Source organism: Halomonas zincidurans B6, from assembly GCF_000731955.1.
Classification (GTDB): domain Bacteria; phylum Pseudomonadota; class Gammaproteobacteria; order Pseudomonadales; family Halomonadaceae; genus Modicisalibacter; species Modicisalibacter zincidurans.
Window position 1 is genome coordinate 336939 of record NZ_JNCK01000001.1, and the last position, 26514, is coordinate 363452.

Consider the following 26514-nt stretch of genomic DNA (forward strand, 5'->3'; position numbering starts at 1 on the left):
CCGTGGTGTTCGGGTGGCGGTCGGGCTGCGAAGAGCGGAACTATCCATTGAACTGCGCATTATAGGAAGCTGCGCTGCCATGAACCAGCGTTGACGACAAAACGCCGGCTCTGATGTGTAAATGCGCTGTACATCAGGTAATCTCACCCGCAGGGGACTGAAGCTTTTGCTGCTTTCAGCCGATATAACGATAACGCAAATAACGCGAACTGATTGCGCAGGGGTACGCCATTGTTGGGTCTGGATAAGTCCGGCAAGGGACTGGTCGGCATCGATATCACGTCGGCTACCGTCAAGCTGATCGAACTCAAGCAGGCTGGCCGTCACTACCGGGTCGACAGCTACGCGGTGCGCCCGCTGCGCGAAGGCGTGGTCGTCGAACGCCGCATTCGCCAGATGAGCGAAGTCGTCGAGGCCATCCGTCGCGCCGTCGATCATGCGCGACCGCATTCCCGTCAGGTCGCCGTCGCCGTTCCCGCCAGCGCGGCGATCACCAAGACCCTGACCCTGCCGGCCTCGCTGAGCGAGGACGAGATCGAGGCGCGCATTCAACTCGATTCCGACAAGCACATTCCCTTTCCGTTCAACGAGGTCGCCTTCGATTTCCAGCGCCTGGGGTTGAACGCGCGGTTCGCCGATCAGCAGGACGTGCTGCTGGTGGCATGCCGCCAGCAGGACGTCAGCCAGTTGACCGAAGCGGTGATGCAGGCCGGCCTGGAGCCGGCCGCGGTCGATGTCGAGACCTTCGCCACCGAGCGGGCCTTCGGCGAACTGCGCCATCAATTCCCCCACGTCGGCGACGATCAATGCGTGGCGCTGGTCGACATCGGCGCCAACATGAACGCCTTCCACGTGCTGCGCGGCGGGCGCATCATCTATAGCCGCGACACGGTGTTCGGCGGCCGCCAGTTGACCGAGGAGATTCGCAGCCGCTACGGCTTGAGCTTCGAGGAGGCCGGGCTTGCCAAGAAGCGTGGCGGCCTGCCGGGCGACTATCAGCATGACGTGCTCAGTCCCTTTCTGGATACGCTGGCCCAGCAGATCGGGCGCTCGTTGCAGCTTTATTACACGGCGGGCCGCAATCCCGAGGTTACCCAGCTGATCCTGGCGGGGGGCTCGAGCGTGATTCCCGGGCTCAAGGAGCGGCTGAGCGAGGACAGCGGCCTGGCGATCGAGGTGGCCAATCCCTTCCTGCGCATGGCGATCAATTCGCGTATCGACATCCATACCCTGGCCAGCGACGCACCGGCAATGCTCACCGCCTGCGGGCTGGCGATGAGGGTGCGCTCATGACCATCGAAATCAATCTGCTGGCCTGGCGCGAGGCGCGTCGCGAACGGCGCAGCAAGCGCTTCCAGTTGATCCTCGGCCTTTCGGCGCTGGTGGGTGTCGGTGCCGGCTGGCTGGTGTCGAGCCTCTACCAGCAGCAACTCGACGTTCAACTGCAGCGTAACGGCTACGTCGAGTCGCAAAGCCAGCAGCTCGATCGCGACATCACTACGCTGCGCGAGTTTCGCGAGACTCGTGAACAGATGCTGACCCAGATCGCGCTGATTCGCGAGCTGCAGTTCAGCCGTCCGCAGACGGTGCGCGTGTTCAATCAACTGGCGACCAGCCTCGAGGACGGCGTCTACTACACGCGGGTGTCGCGGGAGGGCGAACGGTTGCGGCTCGCCGGGTTGGCCGAGACCAACCGTCAGGTCTCCGACCAGATGCGCGCACTGGCCACCCGCGAGGTGCTCGGCGTGCCGACGCTGGCGGCAGTCGAGGCCAACGACGCCGGACTGCGGCGCTTCGACATGACCGTCGCCGAGGTCCCCGGCGAGTCGACCCTGGTTCAGGAGGCGCAGCCATGAACGGCAACATGAAGGCCGAATGGCAACGTCTGCGCAACGTCGACTGGCGCGAGCTCGACCTGCGCGAGGCCGGGCGTTGGCCGCTGTCGCTGCAGGCGCTGTGTTGCGCGCTGACGCTGGCGTTGCTGTTCTGGGGCGTTTATCACTTTCTCGCCGCGCCCAAGTTGGCACGTTTCGAACAGGCGCGCGAGCAGGAGCGGGCGCTGCTTCAGCAATACGAGAGCAAGGCCTACCAGGCTGCCAACCTGCCGGCGATGCGCGCGCAGATGGCGACCCTGGAGTCGCGCATGGCCGAGCTGCTGGAGATGCTGCCGACCGGCGCCGAGGTGCCGTCGCTGCTCGACAGCATCAGCGACACCGCACTGGAAAACCAGCTGGCCATCGACTTTATCCGCCTGCGCAGCCCGGTGGTCCAGGAGTTCTACATCGAGCAGCCGTTCGATATCCAGGTGCAGGGCGACTATCACCGCATCGCCGCGTTCCTTTCGGGGGTCGCCGGGTTGCCGCGCATCGTCACCCTGCATGATTTCACGCTGGAGCCGGTCGAGGGCGAGGACACCCTGCGCCTGTCGATACTGGCCAAGACCTACAACCACCGCGCACCGGCGGCCGACGCGGCCGAGGAGAAGGTGCCATGACGCGCAGGTCCCGCTGTTTCGCGCTGCTCGTAGTGGCGCTGCTCGTAGTGGCGCTGCTGGCCGGGTGCAGCGACGCCCGGCTCGATGCGCTCGACCAGCGCCTGGCGAGCCTGCGTGCCAAGCCCAGCGGCGAGCTGCCGGCATTGCCCGAGACCCCCGTCTATCAGCCGGTCACCTACGATCAGGCAGGCTCGCGCAGCCCGTTCCAGCCGGAACGGCCGGCCGGCGACGATGCGGCGGCCAGCGGCAACGACTTGAAGCCGGACCTGAGCCGTCCCCGCGAGGCGCTCGAACGTTTCACGCTCGACTCGCTGACGCTGGTCGGCACGCTGGCGATCGACGGGCGCAATTCGGCACTGGTGCGTGATCCCGAGGGCAAGGTGCATCGCGTCTATGCCGGCATGTACATCGGCACCGACTACGGGCGCATCAGCACGATTACCGATCGCGACATTTATCTGGTGGAGATCGTCTCCAATGGCCAGGGCGGCTGGATAGAACGCCGCCGCACGCTTTCGCTCGATAACAACGCCGAATCACGGCAACGGGGTTGACCGGCCGCGAAGCCGGTTACAGGGGAACGACATGAGGGGATTGATTGGCACGCTGCTGACGGCAGGGCTGTGTGCGTTGGCGGGGCCGGCACTGGCCGCGTCGACGTTGACCGGCATGGATTTCGAGCAGCGCAGCGACGGTCAGCTCGACGTCATGCTGCGCTTCTCGGACGGGGTCCCCGAGGTTCGTGGCTATCGCATCGACTCACCGCCGCGCCTGGCCATCGACCTGATGGATACCGTCAATGAACTCGATCAGCGACGCTTCGAGCTGGGTCTCGCCGGGGTCGATAGTCTCGTGGCGTTGTCGGCGGGCGATCGTACCCGCTTGGTGCTGACGCTCAACCAGGCGCTTCCCTACGCCACTCGCGAGCAGGGCAACACCCTGATGCTGCGTCTGGGCGAGGGCATCGACGATTCGATGCCGAGCGCGCGCCGCGCCAGCGCCGACGAGCCCGCGACGCCCCGGGCGTCGCCTGGGGTATCAAACTCGCAGGTGTCGCGGATCACCGACATCGATTTCCGGCGCGGCGACGACGACGCCAGCCGATTGGTGGTGACGCTCGACCGCGAGGGCGTCGATACCCGGTTCAACGAGCGCGGCGGGCGGATCGTCGCGACCCTCGATGGCGTCGCGCTGCCGGCTGAGTGGAACCAGGTGCTCGACGTCAGCGATTTCGGCACGCCGATGCAGCGTATCGTGCCGCAGGGCGGCGCCCAGAACACGACCCTGGCAATCACCACCCGCGGCGAGTACACGCTGCTGTCGACCCAGAGCGGCCGGCAGCTGATCATCGAGGCCAAGCCGGTCAGCCGCGCCGAACAGCGCGAGCAGGAGCGCGAGCGTTTCCCGTTCACCGGCAAGCGCATCACGCTGAACTTCCAGGACATCCAGGTCCGCGAAGTGCTGTCGATCATCGGCGAGTTCACCGGGCTCAACGTGGTCGCCAGTGACAGCGTGCAAGGTAGCGTTACCCTCAACCTGCAGGACGTGCCCTGGGACCAGGCGCTCGATCTGGTGCTCAAGAGCCGCGGGCTGGCCAGTCGCCAGTCGGGCAACGTGCTGGTGGTCGCCCCCGCCAATGAACTGGCGGCGATGGAACGTCAGGAGCTCGAGGCCCAGGCCCAGCAGCAGGAACTCGCGCCGCTGACCACCCAGTACATCCAGGTGCGCTATGCCAAGGCCGAAGAACTGGCCAGCCTGCTGCGTGGCGCGGATGGCCTGGGGCTGCTTTCCGAGCGCGGCCGGGTGAGCGTCGATGCGCGCACCAATACGTTGCTGCTGCAGGAAACCCCCGAGCAGATCGAGGCGATCCGCCGGACGCTCGATCAGCTCGACATCCCGGTGCGCCAGGTGCAGATCGAGGCGCGTATCGTCATTGCCCGCGACAGCGCCGCTCAGGAACTGGGCGTCAACTGGGGGCTGTCGTCGCCCGCGGGCAGCCGGTTCGATCTCAGCGGGGCCGCGGACGGCAATGCCTCGACGGTACCCACCACCGGCAACGACCCGGCCTCCTACGGCGGCGGCCTGGCGGTCGATCTGGGCAACGACGTCAGTCCCGCCTCGGCGTTCAGCTTCGGCTATCTATCGGGGGATATCCTGCTCGATCTCGAGTTGCGCGCGCTGGAAAGCGAGGGCAAGAGTCAGACCATCTCGCAGCCCAAGGTGATCACCGCCAATCAGCAGACCGCGGTCATCAAGCAGGGTCAGGAAATCCCCTACCAGGAGGCGACCTCGAGCGGCGCGACCAACGTCGAGTTCAAGGAGGCGGTGCTGTCGCTGGAAGTCACCCCGCAGATCACGCCTGACGACCGCATCATCATGGACCTGATCGTCAAGAACGACGATGTCTCGGACACCAGCTTCGCCGGCGCGCCGGCCATCGACACCAACGAGATCCAGACCCAGGTGCTGGTCAACAACGGCGAAACGGTGGTGCTGGGCGGCATTCTGACCACCGAACAACTGCGCAACCTGTTCAAGACGCCCTTTCTCGGCGATCTTCCTGTGCTCGGACAGCTATTCCGCTATACCGAGGAGAGCAATGAGAAGGTAGAATTGTTAGTCTTCATCACCCCGAAGATCATCGAGGACAATCTGGCGATTCGCTGATGCAGGGTTTTCCCAATATTTTTCTGGTCGGCCCCATGGGGGCCGGCAAAAGCACCATCGGCCGCCTTCTGGCGGCCGAGTTGCAGCGCGATTTCCTGGATAGCGATCACGCCATCCAGGCGCGCTGCGGTGCGGACATTCCCTGGATCTTCGACATCGAGGGCGAGGCCGGCTTTCGCGAGCGCGAAGTGGCGATGGTCGACGAGCTGACCGGGTTGTCGGAAATCGTGCTGGCCACCGGCGGCGGGGCGGTGATGAACGAGGCCAATCGCCGCGCGCTGCGCGAACGCGGCACGGTGGTCTATCTCTACACCACCGTCGAGCAGCAGTTGCGCCGCACCGCCAAGGACCGCAACCGCCCGTTGCTGCGCAACAAGGACCCCGAAGCGGTATTGCGCGGGCTGTTCGAATTGCGCGACCCGCTGTACCGCGCCACTGCCGATCTGGTGGTGCGTACCGACCGACGCGGCCCGCGAACGGTCGTCAACGACATCCTCAAGCGTGTCGAGCGTCTCGTCGATCCGCTGCAAGCCAAGGTATAGATGCCATGTCCACGCTCGCCGCTCCTGCCATTCGCACCCTGACCGTCGAGCTCGGCGAGCGCAGCTATCCGATCCACGTCGGCCCGGATCTGCTCGGCAATCCCGCGCATCTGCGCCCTTACCTGGCCGGCAGTCAGGTGATGATCGTCACCAACGAAGCCGTCGCACCGTTATATCTGGATGCCCTCAAGCGCGGGCTCGGCGAGGATTTGACAGTGCGCCAGGTGATCCTGCCCGACGGCGAGCAGACCAAGACTCTGGCCTCGGTGGAGCGCATCTGGGACGCCCTGCTCGAGGCCGGCTTCAACCGCCGCTGCACGCTGATCGCGCTCGGCGGCGGCGTGATCGGCGACATGACCGGCTATGCCGCGGCCTGCTATCAGCGCGGCGTGGCCTTCATTCAGGCGCCCACCACGCTGCTTGCCCAGGTCGATTCCTCGGTGGGCGGCAAGACCGGCGTCAATCATCCGCGCGGCAAGAACATGATCGGCGCCTTCTGGCAGCCCCGCGCGGTGCTCGTCGACACCGCCACCCTGAAAAGCCTGCCGCCCCGCGAGCTGTCGGCGGGGCTGGCCGAGGTGATCAAGTACGGGTTGATTCGCGATATCGAGTTCCTGGGCTGGCTGGAAGCCAACGTGTCGGCGCTGCGCGAGCTGGATGACGCGCTGCTCATTGATGCGATCCTGCGCAGCTGCGCGACCAAGGCGGCGATCGTCGCCGAGGACGAGACCGAACAGGCGGTACGCGCGCTGCTCAACCTGGGGCATACCTTCGGCCATGCCATCGAGGCGCACCAGGGCTACGGCGTCTGGCTGCACGGCGAGGCCGTGGCCAGCGGCATGGCCATGGCCGCCGCGCTGTCGCAGCGGCTCGGCTGGCTGAGCGGCGACGATGTGGCGCGCAGCGAGGCACTGCTGCGTGCCGCCGGCCTGCCCACCGCCGCGCCGGCGGCGATGAGCGCCGACGACTTCATTGCGCGCATGCGCCTCGACAAGAAGAACCTCGATGCAAGGATTCGCCTGGTATTGCTGAGCGCGCTTGGCCAGGCGTGCATCCATGATCGCCTCCCGCCGGATGAGCTGCGGGCGTTCATCGAGAGCTATCCGCGCGCCTGAATCCGGCATCGCTTCGCCAAAACCCGCCTGGAAACCCGGCGGGTTTTTTTGTGTCGGGCGGCTGTCGGGTCGTGGATAATGCACCGGCTGGTTGCCTCTATTCGCATGACGTATGCTGAATTGGCATGAGGAAAGAGCGTTATTGTCGCTGAGCGTGCGACGCAGGCGTCGCGACAACGGCCGGTCTTGCGGTTGCCGGAATGACATTGCTAAGCCATTGAGTGGCTTGGTAATTATCGCTGGAATGACGCTAAGCACGCGTTTTTCGGGGAGTTTCTTTCGGCGGGCAATGCGTGCGGGAATTGCGCTCGGGGTCGAGACTGGCTATTCTGGTCGGCCTTTTGGCGCCCGAACGCGGTCGAATAAATGGCCGTAAAAATTATAAAAAACGAAAAAATATACCGCGCTTTCAATCTGGACACAAGTCCCCTGGATTTCTGTGAGGCACGCCCATGATGAGAGGTCTCCACCAGCCTGGCGAGTTCCGCGATAACTGTGGCTTCGGCCTGATCGCCCATATGCAAGGCCAGGCCAGCCACGACCTGCTGAAAACCGCCATCGAGTCGCTGACCTGCATGACTCACCGGGGCGGGATCGCCGCCGACGGCAAGACCGGCGATGGCTGCGGCCTGCTGTTCACCATGCCCATGGGTTTCATGCGTGCCCTGGCGCGCGATTCGCTGGGCGTCGAGCTGGGCGCGCGCTTTGCCGTGGGCTGCATCTTCCTGCCCGACGACGACGCTCGCGAGGCGCACGCCCGCGAGGTGCTCGAAGCCGAGCTGGCGGCCCGTCAGGTCAGCGTGCGCGGCTGGCGCGACGTGCCGGTCGACCCGGAGGTGTGCGGGCCGATGGCGCTCGAGTGCCTGCCGCGGATTCGCCAGATCTTCGTCGAGCCCAGCGACGATCGTCTCGACCAGGCGTTCAACGTCGATCTGTTCATGGCGCGCCGCCAGGCCGAAGAGACGCTGCGCGACGACGAGGACTTCTACGTCTGCTCGCTGTCGACCAAGGTGGTGTCCTACAAGGGCCTGATGATGCCCGTGGACCTGCCGAACTTCTATCGCGACCTGGGCGATGCGCGTCTCGAGACCTCGATCTGCGTGTTCCACCAGCGCTTCTCGACCAATACCGCGCCGCGCTGGCCGCTGGCCCAGCCGTTCCGCTTCCTCGCCCACAACGGCGAGATCAACACCATCGAGGCCAATCGCGGCTGGGCCAACTCGCGCAAGGAAAACTTCGTCAACGCGCTGCTGCCCGACATCACCGAGCTCGACGAGATCGTCAACACCCGCGGTTCCGACTCCTCGAGCATGGACAACATGCTCGAGGTGCTGATGACCGGCGGCATGGACCTGTACAACGCCATTCGCATGATGGTCCCGCCGGCCTGGCAGAACGTCGAGACCATGGACGGCGAGCTGCGCGCCTTCTACGAATACAACTCCATGCACATGGAACCGTGGGACGGCCCCGCCGGCCTGGTGATGACCGACGGCCGCCACGCGGTGTGCATGCTCGACCGCAACGGCCTGCGCCCGGCGCGCTGGGTGATCACCGACAACGGCTACATCACGTTGTCCTCGGAGATCGGCGTGCACGACTACCAGCCCGAGCAGGTGGTCGCCAAGGGCCGGGTGGGGCCGGGCCAGATCCTGGGCATCGATACCGAGACCGGCCAGGTGCTGCACACCGCCGACGTCGACAACCGTCTCAAGTCGGCCTATCCGTACAAGCGCTGGCTCAAGGACCACGCCCACTATCTGGAGTCGGCGCTCACCGAGCTGGCGCGCTTCCAGCCGTTCGAGCCCGATGCGCTGAGCATCTACCAGAAGATGTTCCAGGTCACCAACGAGGAGCGCGAGCAGCTGCTGCGCCCGCTGGCCGAGAGCGGCCAGGAGGCGGTCGGCTCGATGGGCGACGATACGCCGATGGCGGTGCTGTCGCGCCAGAGCCGGCTATTGACCGACTATTTCCGCCAGAAGTTCGCCCAGGTCACCAATCCGCCGATCGATCCGCTGCGCGAAGCGATCGTGATGTCGCTGGAAACCTGCTGCGGCGCCGAGCTCAACGTCTTCGAGGCGACCCCCGAGCACGCCCACCGGCTGATCCTGACCACCCCGGTGCTCTCGCCGCGCAAGTTCACCGCGCTGGTCACCCAGGACGATCCGGCGTTTCGCAGCCACACCCTGACGCTGAATTACGATCCCGGGCAGGCGGGTCTCAAGCAGGCGCTGCTGGCGCTGTGCGAACAGGCCGAGCAGGCAGCGCGCGATGGGTCAGTGATTCTGGTGCTGTCCGACGCCGAGCTCGAGAAAGGCAAGCTGCCGATCCACCCGGCGCTGGCCACCGGCGCGATCCATCATCATCTCGGCCGCCTGGCGCTGCGCCCGCGGGTCAATATCGTGGTCGAGACCGGCTACGCCCGCGACGCCCACCAGATGGCGGTGCTGTTCGGGGTCGGCGCGACGGCGGTCTACCCGTACCTGGCCTACCAGGTGATGGCCGACATGCATCGCCGCGGCGAACTCACCGGCAATCCGGCGGATACCCGCGAGAACTATCGCAAGGGGCTGCAGAAGGGGCTGTTCAAGATCCTTTCCAAGATGGGCATCTCGACGCTGGCCTCCTATCGCGGCTCGCAGCTGTTCGAGGCGGTGGGACTGTCGTCCGAGGTCATGGCGCTGTGCTTCGACGGCATGATGTCGCGCATCGAGGGCACCGGTTTCGCCGAACTCCAGCTTCAGCAGGAGCTGCTGGCGCGCGATGCCTGGATTCCGCGCAAGACCATCCGCCAGGGCGGGCAGCTCAAGTACGTTCACAATCACGAGTACCACGCCTACAACCCCGACATCGTCATGGCTCTGCAGGAGGCGGTGCAGCAGGGCGATTACGCCAAGTGGAAGAAGTTCGCCCAACTGGTCAACGAGCGCCCGGTGGCGACCATTCGCGATCTGCTCAAGCTCAAGCCGGCCCCCGAGCCTTTGGCGCTCGACGAGGTCGAGCCGGTCGAGGCGCTGTTGCCGCGCTTCGACAGCGCCGGGATGAGTCTCGGCGCGCTGTCGCCCGAGGCCCACGAGGCGCTGGCCCAGGCGATGAACGAGACCGGCGGGCGCTCCAATTCCGGCGAGGGTGGCGAGGATCCGGCGCGCTACGGCACCATCCGCTCGTCCAAGATCAAGCAGATCGCTTCCGGACGCTTCGGCGTCACCCCGGCCTATCTGGTCAACGCCGAGGTGCTGCAGATCAAGGTCGCCCAGGGCGCCAAGCCCGGCGAGGGCGGCCAGCTGCCGGGCAGCAAGGTCAACGAGATGATCGGACGGCTGCGCTACGCGGTACCCGGGGTGACGCTGATCTCGCCGCCGCCGCACCACGACATCTATTCCATCGAGGACCTGGCGCAGCTGATCTTCGATCTCAAGCAGGTCAACCCGAGCGCCCAGGTATCGGTCAAGCTGGTTTCCGAGCCGGGCATCGGCACCATCGCCACTGGCGTGGCCAAGGCCTATGCCGACCTGATTACCGTGTCGGGCTACGACGGCGGCACCGCGGCCAGCCCGCTGACCTCGATCAAGCACGCCGGCAGCCCCTGGGAGCTCGGCCTGCCCGAGGTCCATCAGGCGCTGCGCATCAACGGCCTGCGCGACAAGATCCGCCTGCAGACCGACGGCGGCCTGAAGACCGGGCTCGACGTGGTCAAGGCGGCGATCCTCGGCGCCGAGAGCTTCGGCTTCGGCACCGCGCCGATGGTCGCGCTGGGCTGCAAGTACCTGCGCATCTGCCACCTCAACAACTGCGCCACCGGCGTCGCCACCCAGCACCAGTACCTGCGCGACGAGCATTTCCGCGGCACCGTCGACATGGTCAAGCACTACTTTCGCTTCATCGCCGAGGAAGTGCGCGAACTGCTGGCGCTGCTCGGTGTGCGTGAGCTCACCGCGCTGATCGGGCGCACCGATCTGCTCGAGATACTCGAGGGCGAGACGCCCGCGCAGCGCAAGCTCGATCTGAGTCCGCTGCTGACCAACGACTTCGTGCCTGCCGAGGCGCCGCAGTTCTGCCAGGTCAGCCGCAACGTGCCCCACGACCCGGGTGCCAAGAACCAGGAGGTGCTCGATGCGCTGCTGCCGGCGATCGAGGCCCGTTCGGGCGGCGAGTTCGCGTTTGCCATCACCAACTGCGATCGCAGCGTCGGCGCGCGGGCCTCGGGCGAGATCGCCAAGCGTTATGGCGAGCAGGGCCTGGAGGATGCCCCGGTCGTCGCCCGCTTCGCCGGCGTGGCGGGGCAGAGCTTCGGGGTGTGGAACGCCCGCGGCCTGCATCTCTATCTCGAGGGCGATGCCAACGACTACGTCGGCAAGGGCATGAACGGCGGCAAGGTGGTGATCGTGCCGCCCAGGGCCAGCCGCTTCAAATCCCACCAGACGGCGATCGTCGGCAACACCTGCCTGTACGGTGCCACCGGCGGCAAGCTGTTCGCCGCCGGCACTGCCGGCGAGCGCTTCGCGGTGCGCAACTCCGGCGTGCATGCGGTGATAGAGGGGGCCGGCGATCACTGCTGCGAGTACATGACCGGCGGCCTGGTCGCGGTGCTTGGCGAGACCGGCGTCAACTTCGGTGCGGGAATGACCGGCGGCTTCGCCTATGTGCTCGACGAGGATCGTACCTTCGTCGACAAGTACAACCATGAGCTGGTGGAGATCCATCGCATCAACACCGAGACCATGGAAGCCTACCGGCGCTACCTGCGCGAGGTGATCGAGGAGTACGTTGCCGAGACCGACTCGGCCCGGGGCCACGAGATCCTCGACGATTTCTCCGAGTACATCCGGCATTTCTGGCTGGTCAAGCCCAAGGCGGCAAGCCTCGGCGGCCTGCTCGCCCAGTCCCGGCGTCAGCCGGAATAAGAGGCGGCGTCAGCCGGAATATGAGGCGGCGTCAGCCGGAATAAGAGGCGGCGTCAGCCGGAATAAGAGGCGGTGTCAGCCGGAATAAGAGGCGGCGTCAGCCGGAATAAGGGCCGTCGATGGCCCGAGTGGCGCTTGCTGCTCGATGAATAACAGGAGATACGCTCATGGCAACCCGTTTGGACAACGATTTCCAGTTCATTGATGTCGGCCGCCAGGACCCGAGCAAGAAGGACGCGCGCAAGCGGGCCAAGCAGTTCACCGAGATCTACGACCCGTACAAGCCCAGCGAGGCGGCCAGCCAGGCGCACCGCTGCCTGCATTGCGGCAACCCGTACTGCGAATGGAAGTGCCCGGTGCACAACTACATTCCCAACTGGCTGAAACTGGTCAGCGAGGGCAATATCCTCGAGGCGGCGGAGATGTCGCACCGCACCAATACCCTGCCCGAGGTGTGCGGCCGGGTGTGTCCGCAGGATCGGCTGTGCGAGGGCGACTGCACCCTCAACGACGGCTTCGGCGCGGTGACCATCGGCTCGGTGGAAAAATATATCACCGACACCGCGTTCGCCATGGGCTGGCGGCCCGACCTGTCCAAGGTCGAGTGGACCGACAAGCGGGTGGCAGTGATCGGCGCCGGGCCGGCGGGGCTGGGCTGTGCCGATATCCTGGTGCGCAACGGCGTCAAGCCGGTGGTGTTCGATCGGCATCCCGAGATCGGCGGTCTGCTGACCTTCGGCATTCCCGAGTTCAAGCTCGAGAAGAACGTCATGGAGCGGCGTCGCGCGGTATTCGAGGAGATGGGCATGGAATTCCGTCTGAACGTCGAGATCGGTCGCGACGTCACCATCGACGAGCTGCTCGGCGAGTACGACGCGGTGTTCATGGGCATGGGTACCTACAAGTACATGCAGGGCGGCTTCCCTGGCGAGGATTTGCCCGGCGTGTACAAGGCGCTGGACTACCTGATCGCCAACGTCAACCACTGCCTGGGCTTCGAGAAGGACCCCGCCGACTACGTGTCGATGGAGGGCCGGCGCGTGGTGGTGCTGGGCGGCGGCGATACCTCGATGGACTGCAACCGCACGGCGATTCGCCAGGGCGCGACCGGCGTGACCTGCGCCTACCGACGCGACGAGGAGAACATGCCCGGCTCCAAGCGCGAGGTGGCCAACGCCCGCGAGGAGGGCGTCGAGTTTTTGTTCAATCGTCAGCCGGTGGCGATCGTCGGCGAGGACAGGGTCGAGGGCGTCAAGCTGGTGCGCACGCGCCTCGGCGAGCCCGACGAGCGAGGCCGGCGCAGCCCCGAGGTGGTGCCGGGCTCCGAGGAGGTGCTGGCGGCGGACGCGGTGGTCATCGCCTTCGGCTTCCAGCCCAGCGAGATCGCCTGGTTCGAGGCGCACAACATCGCCGTCGACGAGCGCGGACGGGTCGCCGCGCCGGAACACGGCGACTTCGCTTTCCAGACCAGCAACGAGAAGATCTTCGCCGGCGGCGACATGGTGCGCGGCTCCGACCTGGTGGTCACCGCCATCCACGAAGGTCGCCAGGCCGGCGAAGGCATCCTCGACTACCTCGGCGTCTGACGCGATTTAGGGAGATCGAAACCATCGGGAATAAATTCCCTCCCACCATGGACCTTGCCGCCTGGCCTGGTTTTCGTGGGAGTGAATTTATTCGCGACGGCGGTGGGCATTGTACCTGTCGGGTCATGCCGGGCGCCTGGCGGCGCCAATCGGGAACAAGTTCCCTCCCACCGAGCTAGGGGCTACGAGCAGGGCGGAGTCATCATCCTGCCCGTAGCCCGTAGCCCGTAGCCCGTAGCCCGTAGCCCGTAGCCCGTAGCCCGTAGCCCAAATTGAGCCGTTGACCGTATTCTGCTACTCTGTCGTCCCATCCGGGCCGCTCCCACCAGGCCTTCTGACCCACGATTCAACAGGTTCTCCATGACACGATATATCTTCGTGACCGGCGGCGTTGTGTCCTCTCTCGGCAAGGGCATCGCGTCGGCCTCGCTGGCGGCGATTCTCGAGGCGCGCGGCCTCAAGGTCACCATCCTCAAGCTGGACCCGTACATCAACGTCGATCCGGGCACCATGAGCCCGTTCCAGCACGGCGAGGTATTCGTCACCGAAGACGGCGCGGAGACCGATCTCGACCTGGGCCACTACGAGCGCTTCATCCGCACCAAGATGACCCAGGACAACAACTTCACCACCGGCCGCGTCTACGAGCACGTGCTGCGCCGCGAGCGCCGCGGCGACTACCTGGGCGGCACCGTGCAGGTGATCCCGCACATCACCGACGAGATCAAGCGCCGCGTCTACGAGGGCGGCAAGGACTGCGACGTGGCGCTGGTGGAGATCGGCGGCACGGTGGGCGACATCGAGTCGTTGCCGTTTCTCGAGTCGATCCGCCAGATCAGAAGCGAGAAGGGCGCCAGCCAGGCGATCTTCATGCACCTGACGCTGGTGCCCTACATCAAGACCGCCGGCGAGACCAAGACCAAGCCGACCCAGCACAGCGTCAAGGAGCTGCGCTCGATCGGCATCCAGCCGGACATCCTGATCTGTCGCAGCGAGGTCGAGCTCGAGGAGAGCGAACGGCGCAAGATCGCGCTGTTCACCAACGTCGAGGAGCGCGCCGTCGTCCCGCTGCAGGACGCCGACACCATCTATCGCATCCCGCTGATGCTCCACGAGCACGGCCTCGACGAGATCGTCTGCGACAAGCTGCGTATCGAGGCGCCGCCGGCCGATCTGGGCGAGTGGATTCACGTCTTAGACGCCAAGCTCAACCCGCTCAAGTCGATCAACATCGCCATGGTCGGCAAGTACATGGAGCTGCTCGACGCCTACAAGTCGCTCAACGAGGCGCTGATCCACGCCGGCATCCAGACCCGGGTCAAGATCAACATCGACTACATCGACGCCGAAGATATCGAGCGCCACGGCACCGAGCGCCTGGCCGGCAAGGACGCGATCCTGGTGCCCGGCGGCTTCGGCGAGCGCGGCGTGGAGGGCAAGATCGCCACTGCCCGCTATGCCCGCGAGAACGGCGTGCCGTATCTCGGCATCTGCTTAGGGATGCAGGTCGCGGTGATCGAATTCGCGCGTCATGTGGCCGGCTGGGACGACGCCGACTCCACCGAATTCACCCGCGACACCCAGCACCCGGTGGTCGGCCTGATCACCGAGTGGCTAAGCCCCGAAGGCAGGATCGAGCTGCGCGACGCGGCCTCCGACCTGGGGGGCACCATGCGTCTCGGCGGTCAGGTGTGTCAGCTCAAGCCGGGCTCGAGGGCGCGCGAGGTCTACGCTCTGGACGCCATCACCGAGCGCCATCGTCACCGCTTCGAGGTCAACAACCAGTTCGTCGAGGCGCTCGAGGCCGCCGGGCTGGTGGTCGCCGGCAAGAGCGTCGACAATTCACTGGTGGAGATGATCGAGCTGCCCGACCATCCGTGGTTCCTGGCCTGCCAGTTCCATCCCGAGTTCACCTCGACGCCGCGCGACGGCCATCCGCTGTTCACCGGTTTCGTCAACGCCGCGCTGGAACACAAGAGCGCCCGCCAGCGCACCCAGGTCCCGGGCTGAGGAGTCGCCGTCATGGCCGAGTCACAGAAGATCATCGAGTTTGCCGGCCTGCGTGCCGGCAATTCGTTGCCGCTGATGCTGTTCGGCGGCATGAACGTGCTGGAGTCCCGCGAGCTGGCCCTCGAGGTGGCCGAGCGCTATGTCGAGGTGTGCACCCGGCTGGGCATTCCCTACGTCTTCAAGGCCAGCTTCGACAAGGCCAATCGCAGCTCGATCCATTCGTTTCGCGGCCCCGGCGTCGACAAGGGCATCGAATGGCTGGCCGAGATCAAGTCGCGCTTCGACGTGCCGGTGATTACCGACGTCCACGAACCCTGGCAGGCCGCGCCGGTGGCCGAGGTCGCCGACATCATCCAGTTGCCGGCGTTCCTGGCGCGCCAGACCGACCTGGTGGTGGCGATGGCCGAAACCGGCGCGGTGATCAACCTCAAGAAGCCGCAGTTCCTCGCCCCCCACGAGATGCGCCACATCATCAACAAGTGCCGGGAAGCCGGCAACGACCGGCTGATCCTCTGCGAACGCGGGTCGAGCTTCGGCTACAACAACCTGGTGGTCGACATGCTCGGCTTCGGCGACATGCAGCAGACCGGTTACCCGGTGATCTTCGACGTCACCCACTCGCTGCAGCGTCCGGGCGGGCGCGCCGACAGCGCCGGCGGGCGCCGCCGGCAGGTCGCCGAACTGGCTCGCGCCGGGGTCGCCGTGGGCCTGGCCGGGCTGTTCCTCGAAGCCCATCCCGACCCCGACAATGCCAAGTGCGACGGGCCCTGCGCCTTGGCGCTGGACAAGCTGGAACCCTTCCTCGCCCAACTCAAGGCGCTCGACGAGCTGGTCAAAGGATTTCCAGAATTAGAGATATCCTGAGCGGAGCCGTGAACCTTCACTCAACGCTGACAAAGGACGACTGACGATGAGCAAGATTGTCGAAATCCGCGCCCTCGAGGTGCTCGATTCCCGCGGCAACCCGACCGTACAGGCCGAGGTGGTGCTCGACGACGGCGCCAGGGGCGTGGCCTGCGCGCCGAGCGGCGCCTCGACCGGTTCCCGCGAGGCGCTGGAGTTGCGCGACGGCGACAAGTCGCGTTATCTGGGCAAGGGCGTGCTCAAGGCTGTCGCGGCGGCCAACGGTCCGATTCGCGACAAGCTGCTGGGCCTGGATGCGCGCGACCAGCGTGCCCTGGACAACGCCATGCTCGCGCTCGACGGCACCGACAACAAGGCCCAGCTCGGTGCCAACGCGATCCTCGCCGTGTCGCTGGCGGCGGCCAAGGCCGCCGCGGTCAGCAAGCAGGTACCGCTCTACGCGCACATCGCCGAACTCTACGGTCAGCCGGGTCGTTACCTGATGCCGGTGCCAATGATGAACATTCTCAACGGCGGCGAGCATGCCGACAACAACGTCGACATCCAGGAATTCATGATCCAGCCGGTAGGCGCGGCGAACTTCCGCGAGGCGCTGCGGGTGGGCGCCGAGATCTTCCATGCGCTGAAAAAGGTACTCGCCGGGCGCGGGCTGTCGACCTCGGTGGGCGACGAGGGCGGCTTCGCGCCGGATCTCGCTTCCAACGCCGATGCCCTGGCGGCGATCAAGCAGGCGGTGTCCGACGCCGGCTACACGCTGGGCAAGGACGTTACCCTGGCGCTCGATTGCGCCGCCAGCGAGTTCTACCAGGACGGTCAGTACAACCTGGCGGGCGAGGGCAAGTCCTACGATGCCGCCGGCTTCGTCGACTACCTGGCCGGGCTGTGCGACGACTACCCGATCGTGTCGATCGAGGACGGCATGGACGAGTCCGACTGGGACGGCTGGAAGGCGCTGACCGACAAGCTCGGCGACAAGCTCCAGCTGGTCGGCGACGATCTGTTCGTGACCAATACGCGCATCCTCAAGCGCGGCATCATCGATCAGATCGGCAACTCGATCCTGATCAAGTTCAACCAGATCGGTTCGCTGTCCGAGACTCTGGACGCGATCAGGATGGCCCAGGATGCCGGCTTCACCGCGGTGATCTCGCATCGCTCGGGCGAAACCGAGGACACCACCATCGCCGATCTGGCCGTAGCGACCTGCGCCGGTCAGATCAAGACCGGCTCGCTGAGCCGTTCGGACCGCGTCGCCAAGTACAACCGCCTGCTGGTGATCGAACAGGAGCTCGGCGACAAGGCCGCCTACCCCGGGCTCAAGGCGATCAAGGGCCAGCAGTGAACTAACCCCGCCAGCCGCCGGGCCCCGTCCGGCGGCGCCGCATACGGCGCTCATGAGGTTGTGTGGCGCTTTTCGATTCCCGCCGTTGCCAGTGTCAGTCAAAGCGACTTCGCGTGTAGGAGATTCCTTACAAAATGGACTCGCTTGATGCCAGTGTATATTTCCAAGTTATTGTTTTTAAGTGATTTCGCTAAAAGATCCAGTGCTGGATGAGGCACGCTCAAAGAGAGGCCCATTGCCGACCCGCCGCGATCGGGCAAAATGGCTGCGGGATTTTTGGGAAGCGACTTGTCTAGCTCGACTCCATCGGCAGGATGCCACGGGATGCAGCAGGACGATCCATCCGGTGTCGCAGGACGCGGTTGCCGGATAAGGAAGCGGTCGAAGGAGTGGGCAAGGGATTGCCCATAAAACAGGGTGTAGAGCGGGCGGCCTTCGGGTCGCCTTTTTTATGGGCGGGGCTTTTTGGGTTTCTCGTCGGGCTTCTGGCGTGGGTTTCTTGTAAGGCTATAGGCAATGACGTGCCATGCTCGGAGCATGGCACGGGAATCGTTGCGTAGGCGATCAGCGTTCGAGCTGTTCCAGCTTGCCGGGCTTGCCGTCCCACTCCTCGGCGTCCGCCGGCGGGTCCTTGCGTTCGGTGATGTTGGGCCAGATCACGGCGAGCTCGGCGTTGAGCTCGATAAATTGCTTCTGATCGTCGGGTAGTTCGTCCTCGGAATAGATCGCCTCGGCCGGGCATTCCGGCTCGCACAGGGCGCAGTCGATGCATTCGTCGGGGTCGATCACCAGGAAGTTCGGCCCTTCATAGAAGCAGTCGACGGGGCAGACCTCGACGCAGTCGGTGTATTTGCAACGAATGCAATTTTCAGTGACGACGAATGTCATGGGAATTCCCTCGAGTCATGGTCGTGGCGCAGTACGCTCGATGTCCGGTTTCTTTGCATCGGCAGCCGTCGCGGCAAGGACGGCTGCACGTTTAGTGGTTATAAATGTGGGGTCCGTTATAAGACCCACTTCTAATTGGGCGCTAATTCTAGTGCCGGCGCCAGGTGCCGGCAAGCGGCGCTATGGAACGTTTGGCCATGGCGTCATGCCTACCTGGACCGATCGACAGGAACGCCAGCCTCACAGTCGCTCACGCCAGCGGTACAGCAAGTCGAGCGCCTGCCGCGGGCTGAGTTCGTCCAGCGCCAGGCCAGCGAGCTCCTCGACCAGCGGGTGCGGCGTGCTGGCGAACAGGTCGGGTTGCGCAGGCGCCGGTTGCGAGGCGCCTGCGCCGGCCGGCACGCTGCGCTGGCCCTGGTCGATCTCGTGCTGCTCGAGACTCGCCAGCTTGTCGCGGGCGCGCGCCACCACGGCCGGGGGGACGCCGGCGAGCTGGGCAACCTGCAGCCCGTAGCTCTGGCTGGCCGGGCCCTCCTCGACCCGATGCATGAACACGATGCCCTCGCGATGCTCGGTCGCGGTCAGATGCACGTTGGCGACCCCGTCGAGCTGCTCGGCGAGCGCGGTCATCTCGAAGTAGTGGGTGGCGAACAACGTCAGCGCACGCGTGGCGGCCAGATGCTCGGCGCTGGCCCAGGCCAGCGACAGCCCGTCGAAGGTGCTGGTGCCGCGGCCGATCTCGTCCATCAGCACCAGGCTCTCGGCGCTGGCGTTGTGCAGGATGTTGGCGGTCTCGGTCATCTCGACCATGAACGTCGAGCGCCCGCCGGCCAGATCGTCGCTCGAGCCGATACGCGTGAAGATGCGATCCAGCGGGCCGATCTCGGCGCTGTCGGCGGGCACGAAGCTGCCGCTGTGGGCGAGCAGCGCGATCAGCGCCGCCTGACGCATGTAGGTCGACTTGCCGCCCATGTTGGGGCCGGTGATCACCAGCATGTGGCGGCTGGGGTCGAGGCGCAGGTCGTTGGGCACGAACGGCGCGTCGCTGACATGCTCGACCACCGGGTGGCGGCCGCCGTGGATCGTCAGCCCCGGGCTATCGGTGAGGTGCGGGCGTACCAGTTCGAGCGCCAGCGCGCGTTCGGCGAAGGCCGCCAGCACGTCGAGCGCGGCGAGCGAGCGGGCGCTGGCCTGCAGCGCGTCGAGCTCGGCGCCCAGCGTGTCGATCAGGCGATCAAAGAGCAGCTTCTCGCGGGCCAGGGCGCGGGACTTGGCGGACAGCGCCTTGTCCTCGAACGCCTTGAGCTCGGGGATAATGAAGCGCTCGGCATTCTTGAGCGTCTGGCGACGAATGTAGTCGGCCGGCGCCTCGCGAGCCTGAGCGCGGGGAATCTCGATGAAATAGCCGTGCACCCGGTTGTAGCCGACCTTGAGCCCGACCAGCCCGGTGCGCTGACGCTCGCGGCTCTCGAGCTCGACCAGGTAGTCGCCGGCGTTCTCGGCCAGCCCGCGCACCTCGTCGAGCTCGGCATCGAAACCGTCGGCGATCACGCCGCCGTCGCGGATCACCACCGGCGGGCTTTCGACCAGCGCCCGGGTCAGGGTGTCGGCGAGCTCCGGGTAGGGGCGGATATGGCGCTTGAGCGCGTCGAGGGCGCTGCCTTCGTCCAGCGGGGCCAGCGTCGCCTGGAGCTCGGGCAGCGCCACCAGGGCGTCGCGCAGGCGCGCCAGGTCGCGGGGGCGGGCGCTGCGCAGGGCGACGCGGGCGAGGATCCGCTCGACGTCGCCGATCGGCTTGAGGTTGGCGCGCAGGGTCTCGAAGAGATCGTCATGCAGCAGCAGTTGCACCGCGCCCTGACGCCCGGCGACCTGCTCACGGTCGCGCAGCGGGCGGTTGAGCCAGCGTTTGAGCAGCCGCGAGCCCATCGCCGTGGCGGTGGTGTCGAGCACGCTGGCCAGGGTGTTTTCACTGCCGCCGCCGAGGTTCACGTCGATCTCCAGGTTGCGGCGGCTGGCGGCGTCGATCACCACCGCGTCGTCGCGATTCTCGATACCCAGTTGGGTGACGTGGGGCAGCCGCGAGCGCTGGGTGTCGCGGGCATAGTCGATCAGCACCCCGGCGGCGGTCAGCGCACACTCAAGGTGGGCACAGCCGAAGCCGCGCAGATCGGCGACAGCGAACTGATCGCACAGCAGCCGGGTGGCCGATTCCAGGTCGTAAAGCCAGCCGCTCTGGCGCTTGAGCCCGGCACGCTCGGCCAGCGCCGGCGGCAGGTCCTGGGCGTCGCCGACCAGCAGTTCGGCGGGTTGCAGGCGGTGCACCTCGGCCAGCATGTCGGCTTCGCCGTCGACTTCGAGCACGCTGAAGCGACCGCTTGAGAGCTCCAGCCAGGCCAGGCCCCAGCGCTCGCCCTGGCAGTGCAGGGCGAGCAGCAGGTTGTCGCGTCTGGCGTCGAGCAGCGCCTCGTCGTGCAACGTGCCGGGGGTGACGATGCGCACCACCTGACGATCCACCGGCCCCTTGCTGGTCGCCGGGTCGCCCATCTGTTCGCAGATCGCCACCGATTCGCCCGATTTGACCAGCCGCGCCAGGTAGCCCTCGGCGCTGTGATAGGGCACCCCGGCCATGGGGATCGGCTTGCCGCCCGACTGGCCGCGCGCGGTGAGCGTGATGTCGAGCAGTTGCGCGGCGCGCCTGGCGTCGTCGAAGAACAACTCGTAGAAATCCCCCATGCGATAGAACAGCAGCACGTCCGGATGCTCGCGCTTGATCTTCAGGTATTGGGCCATCATCGGCGTCTGTTGGGGTGTGTCGGCCTGTGCCATGGCGATCCTAGCTGCGTTACTGTCATCGATATCGAAAGCCAGTATTCTACGCTTACCAATCACCTGGCGTCAGGGATGTCGTGTGCGTCAGGCTGTTCGAGGAGTTTGCAATGCCCGATATTTCTGAGCAGGACGCCACTTGCCTGGCGCTCAGCGAGCGTCTCGGCGCACTGTGTCGGCAGCATGGCGTGACCCTGACCGCCGCCGAGTCCTGCACCGGTGGCGGCGTGGCCAGCGCGATTACCGACATTGCCGGGAGTTCCGCCTATTTCGAGACCGGCTACGTGACCTATTCCAACGCCGCCAAGACCCGCCTGCTGGGCGTGTCGGAGGCGACGCTCGAGACCCGCGGTGCGGTGAGCCGCGAGACGGTCGAGGCGATGGTCGCCGGGGCCTGTCGCGAGAGCGGGACCGATCTCGGCGTGGCGATCAGCGGCGTCGCCGGGCCCGGCGGCGGCAGTGCGGAAAAGCCGGTGGGGACGGTGTGGTTCGCCTGGGGAAGCAGGCTTGCGCAGCATGCCGAATGCCGGCGCTTCGACGGCGATCGCCGGGCGGTCCGCGAGCAGGCGGTACGCGTGGCCCTCGAAGGCTTGATCCGCTGGCTAGAGGCGGCGTGAGTGGCTCTCGCGAAGCGGGTTTTATCATCGACGGGAGTAGGCGAGTGACGAATTTTTCGTCATAATACTGTCTGGCCATACAGTGACTGGATAAGGTCAGCGGATGCTGGCGATGCGCGCCCAGAACCGGGTGTCGCGCCAACCTACACGTGCTATCAGGAGACATTCATGGCACAGGACGATAACCGTTCCAAGGCACTCAGCGCGGCGCTGTCGCAGATCGAGCGCCAATTCGGCAAGGGTACCGTGATGCGTCTGGGCGACACGCCACGGGTGACCATGCCGTCGGTGTCCACCGGCTCGCTGGGTCTGGACATCGCGCTGGGCATCGGTGGCTTGCCGCTGGGTCGTGTCGTCGAGATCTTCGGGCCCGAGTCGTCGGGCAAGACCACGCTGACGCTGTCGGTGATCGCCCAGGCGCAGAAGCAGGGCAAGACCTGCGCGTTCATCGATGCCGAGCATGCGCTGGACCCGAGCTATGCCGAGAAGCTCGGCGTCAATCTCGACGACCTGCTGGTCTCGCAGCCGGACACCGGCGAGCAGGCGCTGGAGATCTGCGACATGCTGGTGCGCTCCGGCGGGGTCGACGTGATCATCATCGACTCGGTGGCGGCATTGACGCCCCGCGCCGAGATCGAGGGCGAGATGGGCGATTCCCACGTCGGGCTGCAGGCGCGGTTGATGTCCCAGGCGTTGCGCAAGATCACCGGTAACATCAAGAATGCCAACTGCATGGTGGTGTTCATCAACCAGATCCGCATGAAGATCGGCGTGATGTTCGGCAGCCCCGAGACCACCACCGGCGGCAACGCGCTGAAGTTCTATTCCAGCGTGCGTCTGGACATTCGCCGCACCGGCTCGGTCAAGCAGGGCGACGAGGTGACCGGCAACGAGACCCGCGTCAAGGTGGTCAAGAACAAGGTGGCGCCGCCGTTCCGCCAGGCCGAGTTCCAGATCCTCTACGGCAAGGGCATCTACCATGCCGGCGAGGTGGTCGACCTGGGCGTGCAGTGCAAGCTGGTCGACAAGGCCGGCGCCTGGTACAGCTACCAGGGCAACAAGATCGGTCAGGGCAAGGCCAATGCCGCGCAGTATCTCGAGGACAATCCGGCGATCATGGAGGAGATCGAGAGCCAGATTCGCGGCCAATTGCTGAACATCACCGACGGCAAGGCCAAGGAAGAACCCGAGACGCCGCAGGTCGAGGCAGCGGCCGGCGAGGAGCGCGACGACCTGCTCTGAGCCAACCAGCGTGAAGCGAGGAGGGCCGCCGAATCATGTGTGCCGCGCCGGGTAATGCACTGAGTAATGAGCCCACACCCCGTGACGACGCCATTCGCCTGTTGGCGCGCCGCGACTACTCGCGGGCCGAACTGGCGGGGCGGCTTGCCCTCAAGCATCACGATGCCGAAAGCATCCGGCAGACGCTGGATGCGCTCGAGGCCGAAGGCCTGCAGTCCGACGCGCGCTTCGCCGAGAGCTTCGTGCGCTCGCGTCTGGCTCGCGGCCAAGGGCCGATGAAGGTGCGTGCCGGGCTCAATGAGCGAGGCGTCGAGCGAGAGCTTATCGGTACGGTGCTCGACGCGGCGCAGGCCGAGACGGACTGGCAGGCGCTGGCCTGCGAGGCGCTAGCCAAGCGCTTTGACGGTCCCGGCGCCACGCCGCGCGAGCGGGCCCGGCGCGAGCGCTTCCTGGCCGGGCGCGGCTTCGATTTCGAGCAGATGAAATACGCCCTGGCACATGCCTGGGATGCGCCGGAGTGAGTCGCCGGTGGCTTTTCCAGAATCCCTCCCTCAGATCCCCTCCCTTTAGTCCCACGCTGAACGCGTTATACTAGTGCGCTTGCGACGGCTGCTTGCAACGGTTCGGGACGCCATTTTCCCGCCATTTTCGACACGCCGCCACGACGTCTTGCGAAGACCATGTTCCCAAGCCAGTTACACGAATGACGGTCGGTCGCGTCCCGCAGCGCCCCAATCACATTGCCACGGGTTTGCCATGAAAAGCGCAGATATCAGACAGGCCTTTCTGACCTTCTTCGAAGAGCAGGGGCACACCATCGTGCCGTCGAGCTCGCTGGTGCCGCACAACGATCCCACCCTGCTGTTCACCAACGCCGGCATGGTCCCGTTCAAGGATGTCTTCCTGGGACGCGATCCGCGGCCCTACGTGCGCGCGGCCTCGGCCCAGCGCTGCGTGCGCGCCGGCGGCAAGCACAACGACCTGGACAACGTCGGCTACACCGCGCGCCATCACACCTTCTTCGAGATGCTCGGCAACTTCAGCTTCGGCGACTACTTCAAGCGCGATGCCATCCGCTTCGCCTGGGCGTTTCTGACCGAGCGGCTGGGGCTGCCCGCCGACAAGCTATGGGTCACCGTGCATGTCAGCGACGACGAGGCCGAACGCATCTGGAAGGACGAGATCGGCATCGATCCCGAGCGCTTCTCCAAGCTCGACGCGGACAACTTCTGGCAGATGGGCGATACCGGCCCCTGCGGCCCGTCCTCGGAGATCTTCTTCGACCATGGCCCCGAGGTGTGGGGGGGGCCGCCGGGCAGCGCCGAGGAAGACGGCGATCGCTACATCGAGATCTGGAACCTGGTGTTCATGCAGTTCGACCGCGACGCCGCCGGGACCCTGAATCCCTTGCCCAAGCCGTCGATCGATACCGGCATGGGGCTCGAGCGGGTCGCCGCGGTGCTGCAGGGCGTGCACTCCAATTACCAGATCGACCTGTTCGAGAACCTGCTCAAGGCCGCCGGCGAGATCATCGGCCACGTCGATCTCGAGGCGCCGTCGCTGCGGGTGATCGCCGATCATATCCGCTCCTGCGCCTTCTTGATCGTCGACGACGTGCTGCCCTCCAACGAGGGCCGCGGCTACGTGCTGCGGCGGATCATCCGCCGCGCAGTGCGCCACGGTCACAAGCTGGGCGCCCGCGAGGCGTTCTTCCACAAGCTGGTCGCCGCGCTGGACGCCGAGATGGGCGAGGCCTATCCGGAGCTGCGCGAGGCGCGGGAGCGGATCGAGAAGGTCCTGCTCAAGGAGGAGCAGCAGTTCGCGCGCACCCTGGACCATGGCATGGGCCTGCTCGAGGCGGCCCTCGGCGAACTGAGCGGCGACACGCTGCCCGGCGAGACGGTGTTCAAGCTCTACGACACCTACGGCTTCCCGTTCGATCTGACCGCCGACATCTGCCGCGAGCGCGGCGTGACCCTCGACGAGACCGGCTTTAAGCGCGAACTCGAGGCGCAACGCGAGCGCGCCCGGGCGGCCAGCCAGTTCGGCGCCGATTACAGCGCCTCGATCAATATCGAGGGCGAGACCGCCTTCACCGGCTACGAGCGGCTCGAGGACGAGTCGCGGGTCACCGCGCTGATCGACGAGGCGGGCAACGCATTGGCGGCACTCGAGGCGGGCCAGCGCGGGGTGGTGGTGCTCGATCGCACGCCGTTCTATGGCGAGTCCGGCGGTCAGATCGGCGACAGCGGCTATCTCGACGCCGACGGCACCCGCTTCGAAGTCGACGACACCCAGAAGCAGGCCGGCCATCATTTGCACCATGGGGTGCTGAGCGAAGGTCGCCTGACGGTCGGGGCGACGGTCACGCCCCGGGTCGACGCCTCGCTGCGCGCGGCGATCATGCGCAACCATTCGGCGACCCACCTGCTGCACAAGGCGCTCAGGCAGGTACTCGGCGAACACGTCCAGCAGAAGGGCTCGCTGGTCACCGCCGAGCGGCTGCGCTTCGACTTCAGCCACTTCGAGGCGATGAGCGCAGAGCAGCTCGCCGAGGTCGAGGCGATCGTCAACCGCCAGGTGCTGGCCAACGCCGACACGCGCATCCAGCAGATGACCCTCGACGAGGCCAAGGCCAAGGGCGCGGCGGCGCTGTTCGAGGCCAAGTACAGCGACAACGTGCGGGTGCTGACCATCGGCGCCGACGACTTCTCCATCGAGCTGTGCGGCGGCACCCACGTGGCCCGCAGCGGCGACATCGGCGCCTTCCACGTGCTCACGGAGACCGGCATCGCCGCCGGCGTGCGGCGCATCGAGGCGGTCACCGGCGAGGGCGCGCTGGGCTATTTCCGCGAGCAGGAAGCGCGCGTCACGCGGCTCGCCGAACGCGTCAAGGCCAAGCCGGAGCAGCTCGAGGAGCGCGTCGAGCTCCTTCTCGAGCGCAACCGCACGCTCGAGAAGGAGCTCGAGCGGCTCAAGGCCAAGCTGGCCAGCGCGGCGAGCAGCGACATGCTCGGCGAAGCGCGCGAAGTCGCCGGCGTGCGGGTGCTGGCCAGGCAGGTCGAGGGCGTCTCCGGCAAGGAGCTGCGCGGCCTGATGGACCAGCTCAAGAACAAGCTGGGTTCGGGCGTGCTGGTGCTGGGCGTCGCCGACGGCGGCAAGGTCAGCCTGATCGCCGGGGTCACCGACGATCTCACCGGCCGCGTGCGGGCCGGCGAGCTGGTCAACCATGTCGCCGCTCAGGTCGGCGGCAAGGGCGGTGGCCGCGCCGACATGGCCCAGGCCGGGGGCAGCGATGCCGCGGCGCTCCCGCAGGCACTCGCCAGCGTTCCGGATTGGCTGGCAGGCCAACTGGGCTAGAATCATCCATCGCTGGGCCGTACGAACATCGTCCGGCCCTTTCTTATAGGTCCAGGA

The 26514-nt window shown here is 66.1% G+C and carries 18 protein-coding genes; 16 read left to right on the plus strand and 2 right to left on the minus strand.

Going from position 1 to position 26514, the window contains the following annotated elements; translation table 11 throughout:
* Positions 1–231: 231 nt before the first annotated feature.
* The 12 genes from pilM (at position 232) to eno (ending at position 17524) form a co-directional block, all read left to right on the plus strand.
* The gene (gene pilM / locus HALZIN_RS0101650; protein WP_422723629.1) at positions 232–1293 is read left to right on the plus strand and encodes a type IV pilus assembly protein PilM; all 1062 of its coding nucleotides are present in this window, start codon (positions 232–234) and stop codon (positions 1291–1293) included.
* Positions 1290–1856, plus strand: a complete 567-nt coding sequence (locus tag HALZIN_RS0101655) for a PilN domain-containing protein (protein WP_035575076.1) — start codon at positions 1290–1292, stop codon at positions 1854–1856. The genes pilM and HALZIN_RS0101655 overlap by 4 nt, the downstream gene beginning before the upstream one ends.
* Positions 1853–2494, plus strand: coding sequence for a type IV pilus inner membrane component PilO (locus HALZIN_RS0101660; protein ID WP_031382521.1), 642 nt, complete (start codon positions 1853–1855; stop codon positions 2492–2494). The genes HALZIN_RS0101655 and HALZIN_RS0101660 overlap by 4 nt, the downstream gene beginning before the upstream one ends.
* Positions 2491–3048 (plus strand): pilus assembly protein PilP, encoded by a 558-nt coding sequence (locus tag HALZIN_RS0101665; RefSeq protein ID WP_031382522.1) that lies wholly within the window; start codon positions 2491–2493, stop codon positions 3046–3048. Before HALZIN_RS0101660 ends, HALZIN_RS0101665 begins: the two co-directional genes overlap by 4 nt.
* A gap of 31 nt (positions 3049–3079) precedes the next feature.
* On the plus strand, positions 3080–5161 hold the full coding sequence (locus HALZIN_RS0101670) for a type IV pilus secretin PilQ (RefSeq protein ID WP_051907322.1): 2082 nt from the start codon (positions 3080–3082) through the stop codon (positions 5159–5161).
* Positions 5161–5703, plus strand: coding sequence for a shikimate kinase AroK (aroK, locus tag HALZIN_RS0101675; RefSeq protein ID WP_031382524.1), 543 nt, complete (start codon positions 5161–5163; stop codon positions 5701–5703). Before HALZIN_RS0101670 ends, aroK begins: the two co-directional genes overlap by 1 nt.
* Before the next feature lie 5 nt (positions 5704–5708).
* Positions 5709–6818, plus strand: a complete 1110-nt coding sequence (aroB, locus tag HALZIN_RS0101680; protein ID WP_031382525.1) for a 3-dehydroquinate synthase — start codon at positions 5709–5711, stop codon at positions 6816–6818.
* Between the two features lie 452 nt (positions 6819–7270).
* Positions 7271–11722 carry a glutamate synthase large subunit gene (gltB, locus tag HALZIN_RS0101685; protein WP_031382526.1) on the plus strand — a complete coding sequence of 1484 codons (4452 nt, stop codon included), beginning with the start codon at positions 7271–7273 and terminating at the stop codon, positions 11720–11722.
* 167 nt (positions 11723–11889) lie between these two features.
* On the plus strand, positions 11890–13308 hold the full coding sequence (locus HALZIN_RS0101690) for an FAD-dependent oxidoreductase (protein WP_031382527.1): 1419 nt from the start codon (positions 11890–11892) through the stop codon (positions 13306–13308).
* Positions 13309–13668: 360 nt separating this feature from the next.
* Positions 13669–15318, plus strand: coding sequence for a CTP synthase (locus tag HALZIN_RS0101695; RefSeq protein ID WP_031382528.1), 1650 nt, complete (start codon positions 13669–13671; stop codon positions 15316–15318).
* Positions 15319–15330: 12 nt separating this feature from the next.
* Entirely contained in the window at positions 15331–16182 is an 852-nt protein-coding gene (gene kdsA / locus HALZIN_RS0101700) for a 3-deoxy-8-phosphooctulonate synthase (protein ID WP_031382529.1), read from the plus strand.
* A gap of 46 nt (positions 16183–16228) precedes the next feature.
* Complete coding sequence (gene eno / locus HALZIN_RS0101705; protein ID WP_031382530.1) at positions 16229–17524, plus strand: phosphopyruvate hydratase; 1296 nt, start codon at positions 16229–16231, stop codon at positions 17522–17524.
* 564 nt (positions 17525–18088) lie between these two features.
* On the opposite strand, the gene fdxA is transcribed toward eno, so the two are convergent.
* Positions 18089–18412 carry a ferredoxin FdxA gene (gene fdxA / locus HALZIN_RS0101710; protein WP_031382531.1) on the minus strand — a complete coding sequence of 108 codons (324 nt, stop codon included), beginning with the start codon at positions 18410–18412 and terminating at the stop codon, positions 18089–18091.
* Between the two features lie 240 nt (positions 18413–18652).
* Positions 18653–21238 carry a DNA mismatch repair protein MutS gene (gene mutS / locus HALZIN_RS0101715; RefSeq protein ID WP_031382532.1) on the minus strand — a complete coding sequence of 862 codons (2586 nt, stop codon included), beginning with the start codon at positions 21236–21238 and terminating at the stop codon, positions 18653–18655.
* A gap of 110 nt (positions 21239–21348) precedes the next feature.
* Between mutS and HALZIN_RS0101720 the strand changes: the two genes are divergently transcribed.
* From HALZIN_RS0101720 to alaS, 4 genes are all read left to right on the plus strand, one after another.
* Positions 21349–21855, plus strand: coding sequence for a CinA family protein (locus HALZIN_RS0101720; RefSeq protein WP_051907323.1), 507 nt, complete (start codon positions 21349–21351; stop codon positions 21853–21855).
* A gap of 168 nt (positions 21856–22023) precedes the next feature.
* Positions 22024–23097: a recombinase RecA gene (gene recA, locus HALZIN_RS0101725; protein ID WP_031382534.1), complete on the plus strand. Its 1074-nt coding sequence runs from the start codon at positions 22024–22026 to the stop codon at positions 23095–23097.
* 35 nt (positions 23098–23132) lie between these two features.
* Positions 23133–23618 carry a regulatory protein RecX gene (locus tag HALZIN_RS0101730; RefSeq protein ID WP_031382535.1) on the plus strand — a complete coding sequence of 162 codons (486 nt, stop codon included), beginning with the start codon at positions 23133–23135 and terminating at the stop codon, positions 23616–23618.
* A gap of 235 nt (positions 23619–23853) precedes the next feature.
* Positions 23854–26457 (plus strand): alanine--tRNA ligase, encoded by a 2604-nt coding sequence (gene alaS, locus HALZIN_RS0101735; protein WP_031382536.1) that lies wholly within the window; start codon positions 23854–23856, stop codon positions 26455–26457.
* The last annotated feature ends 57 nt before the right edge of the window (positions 26458–26514 follow it).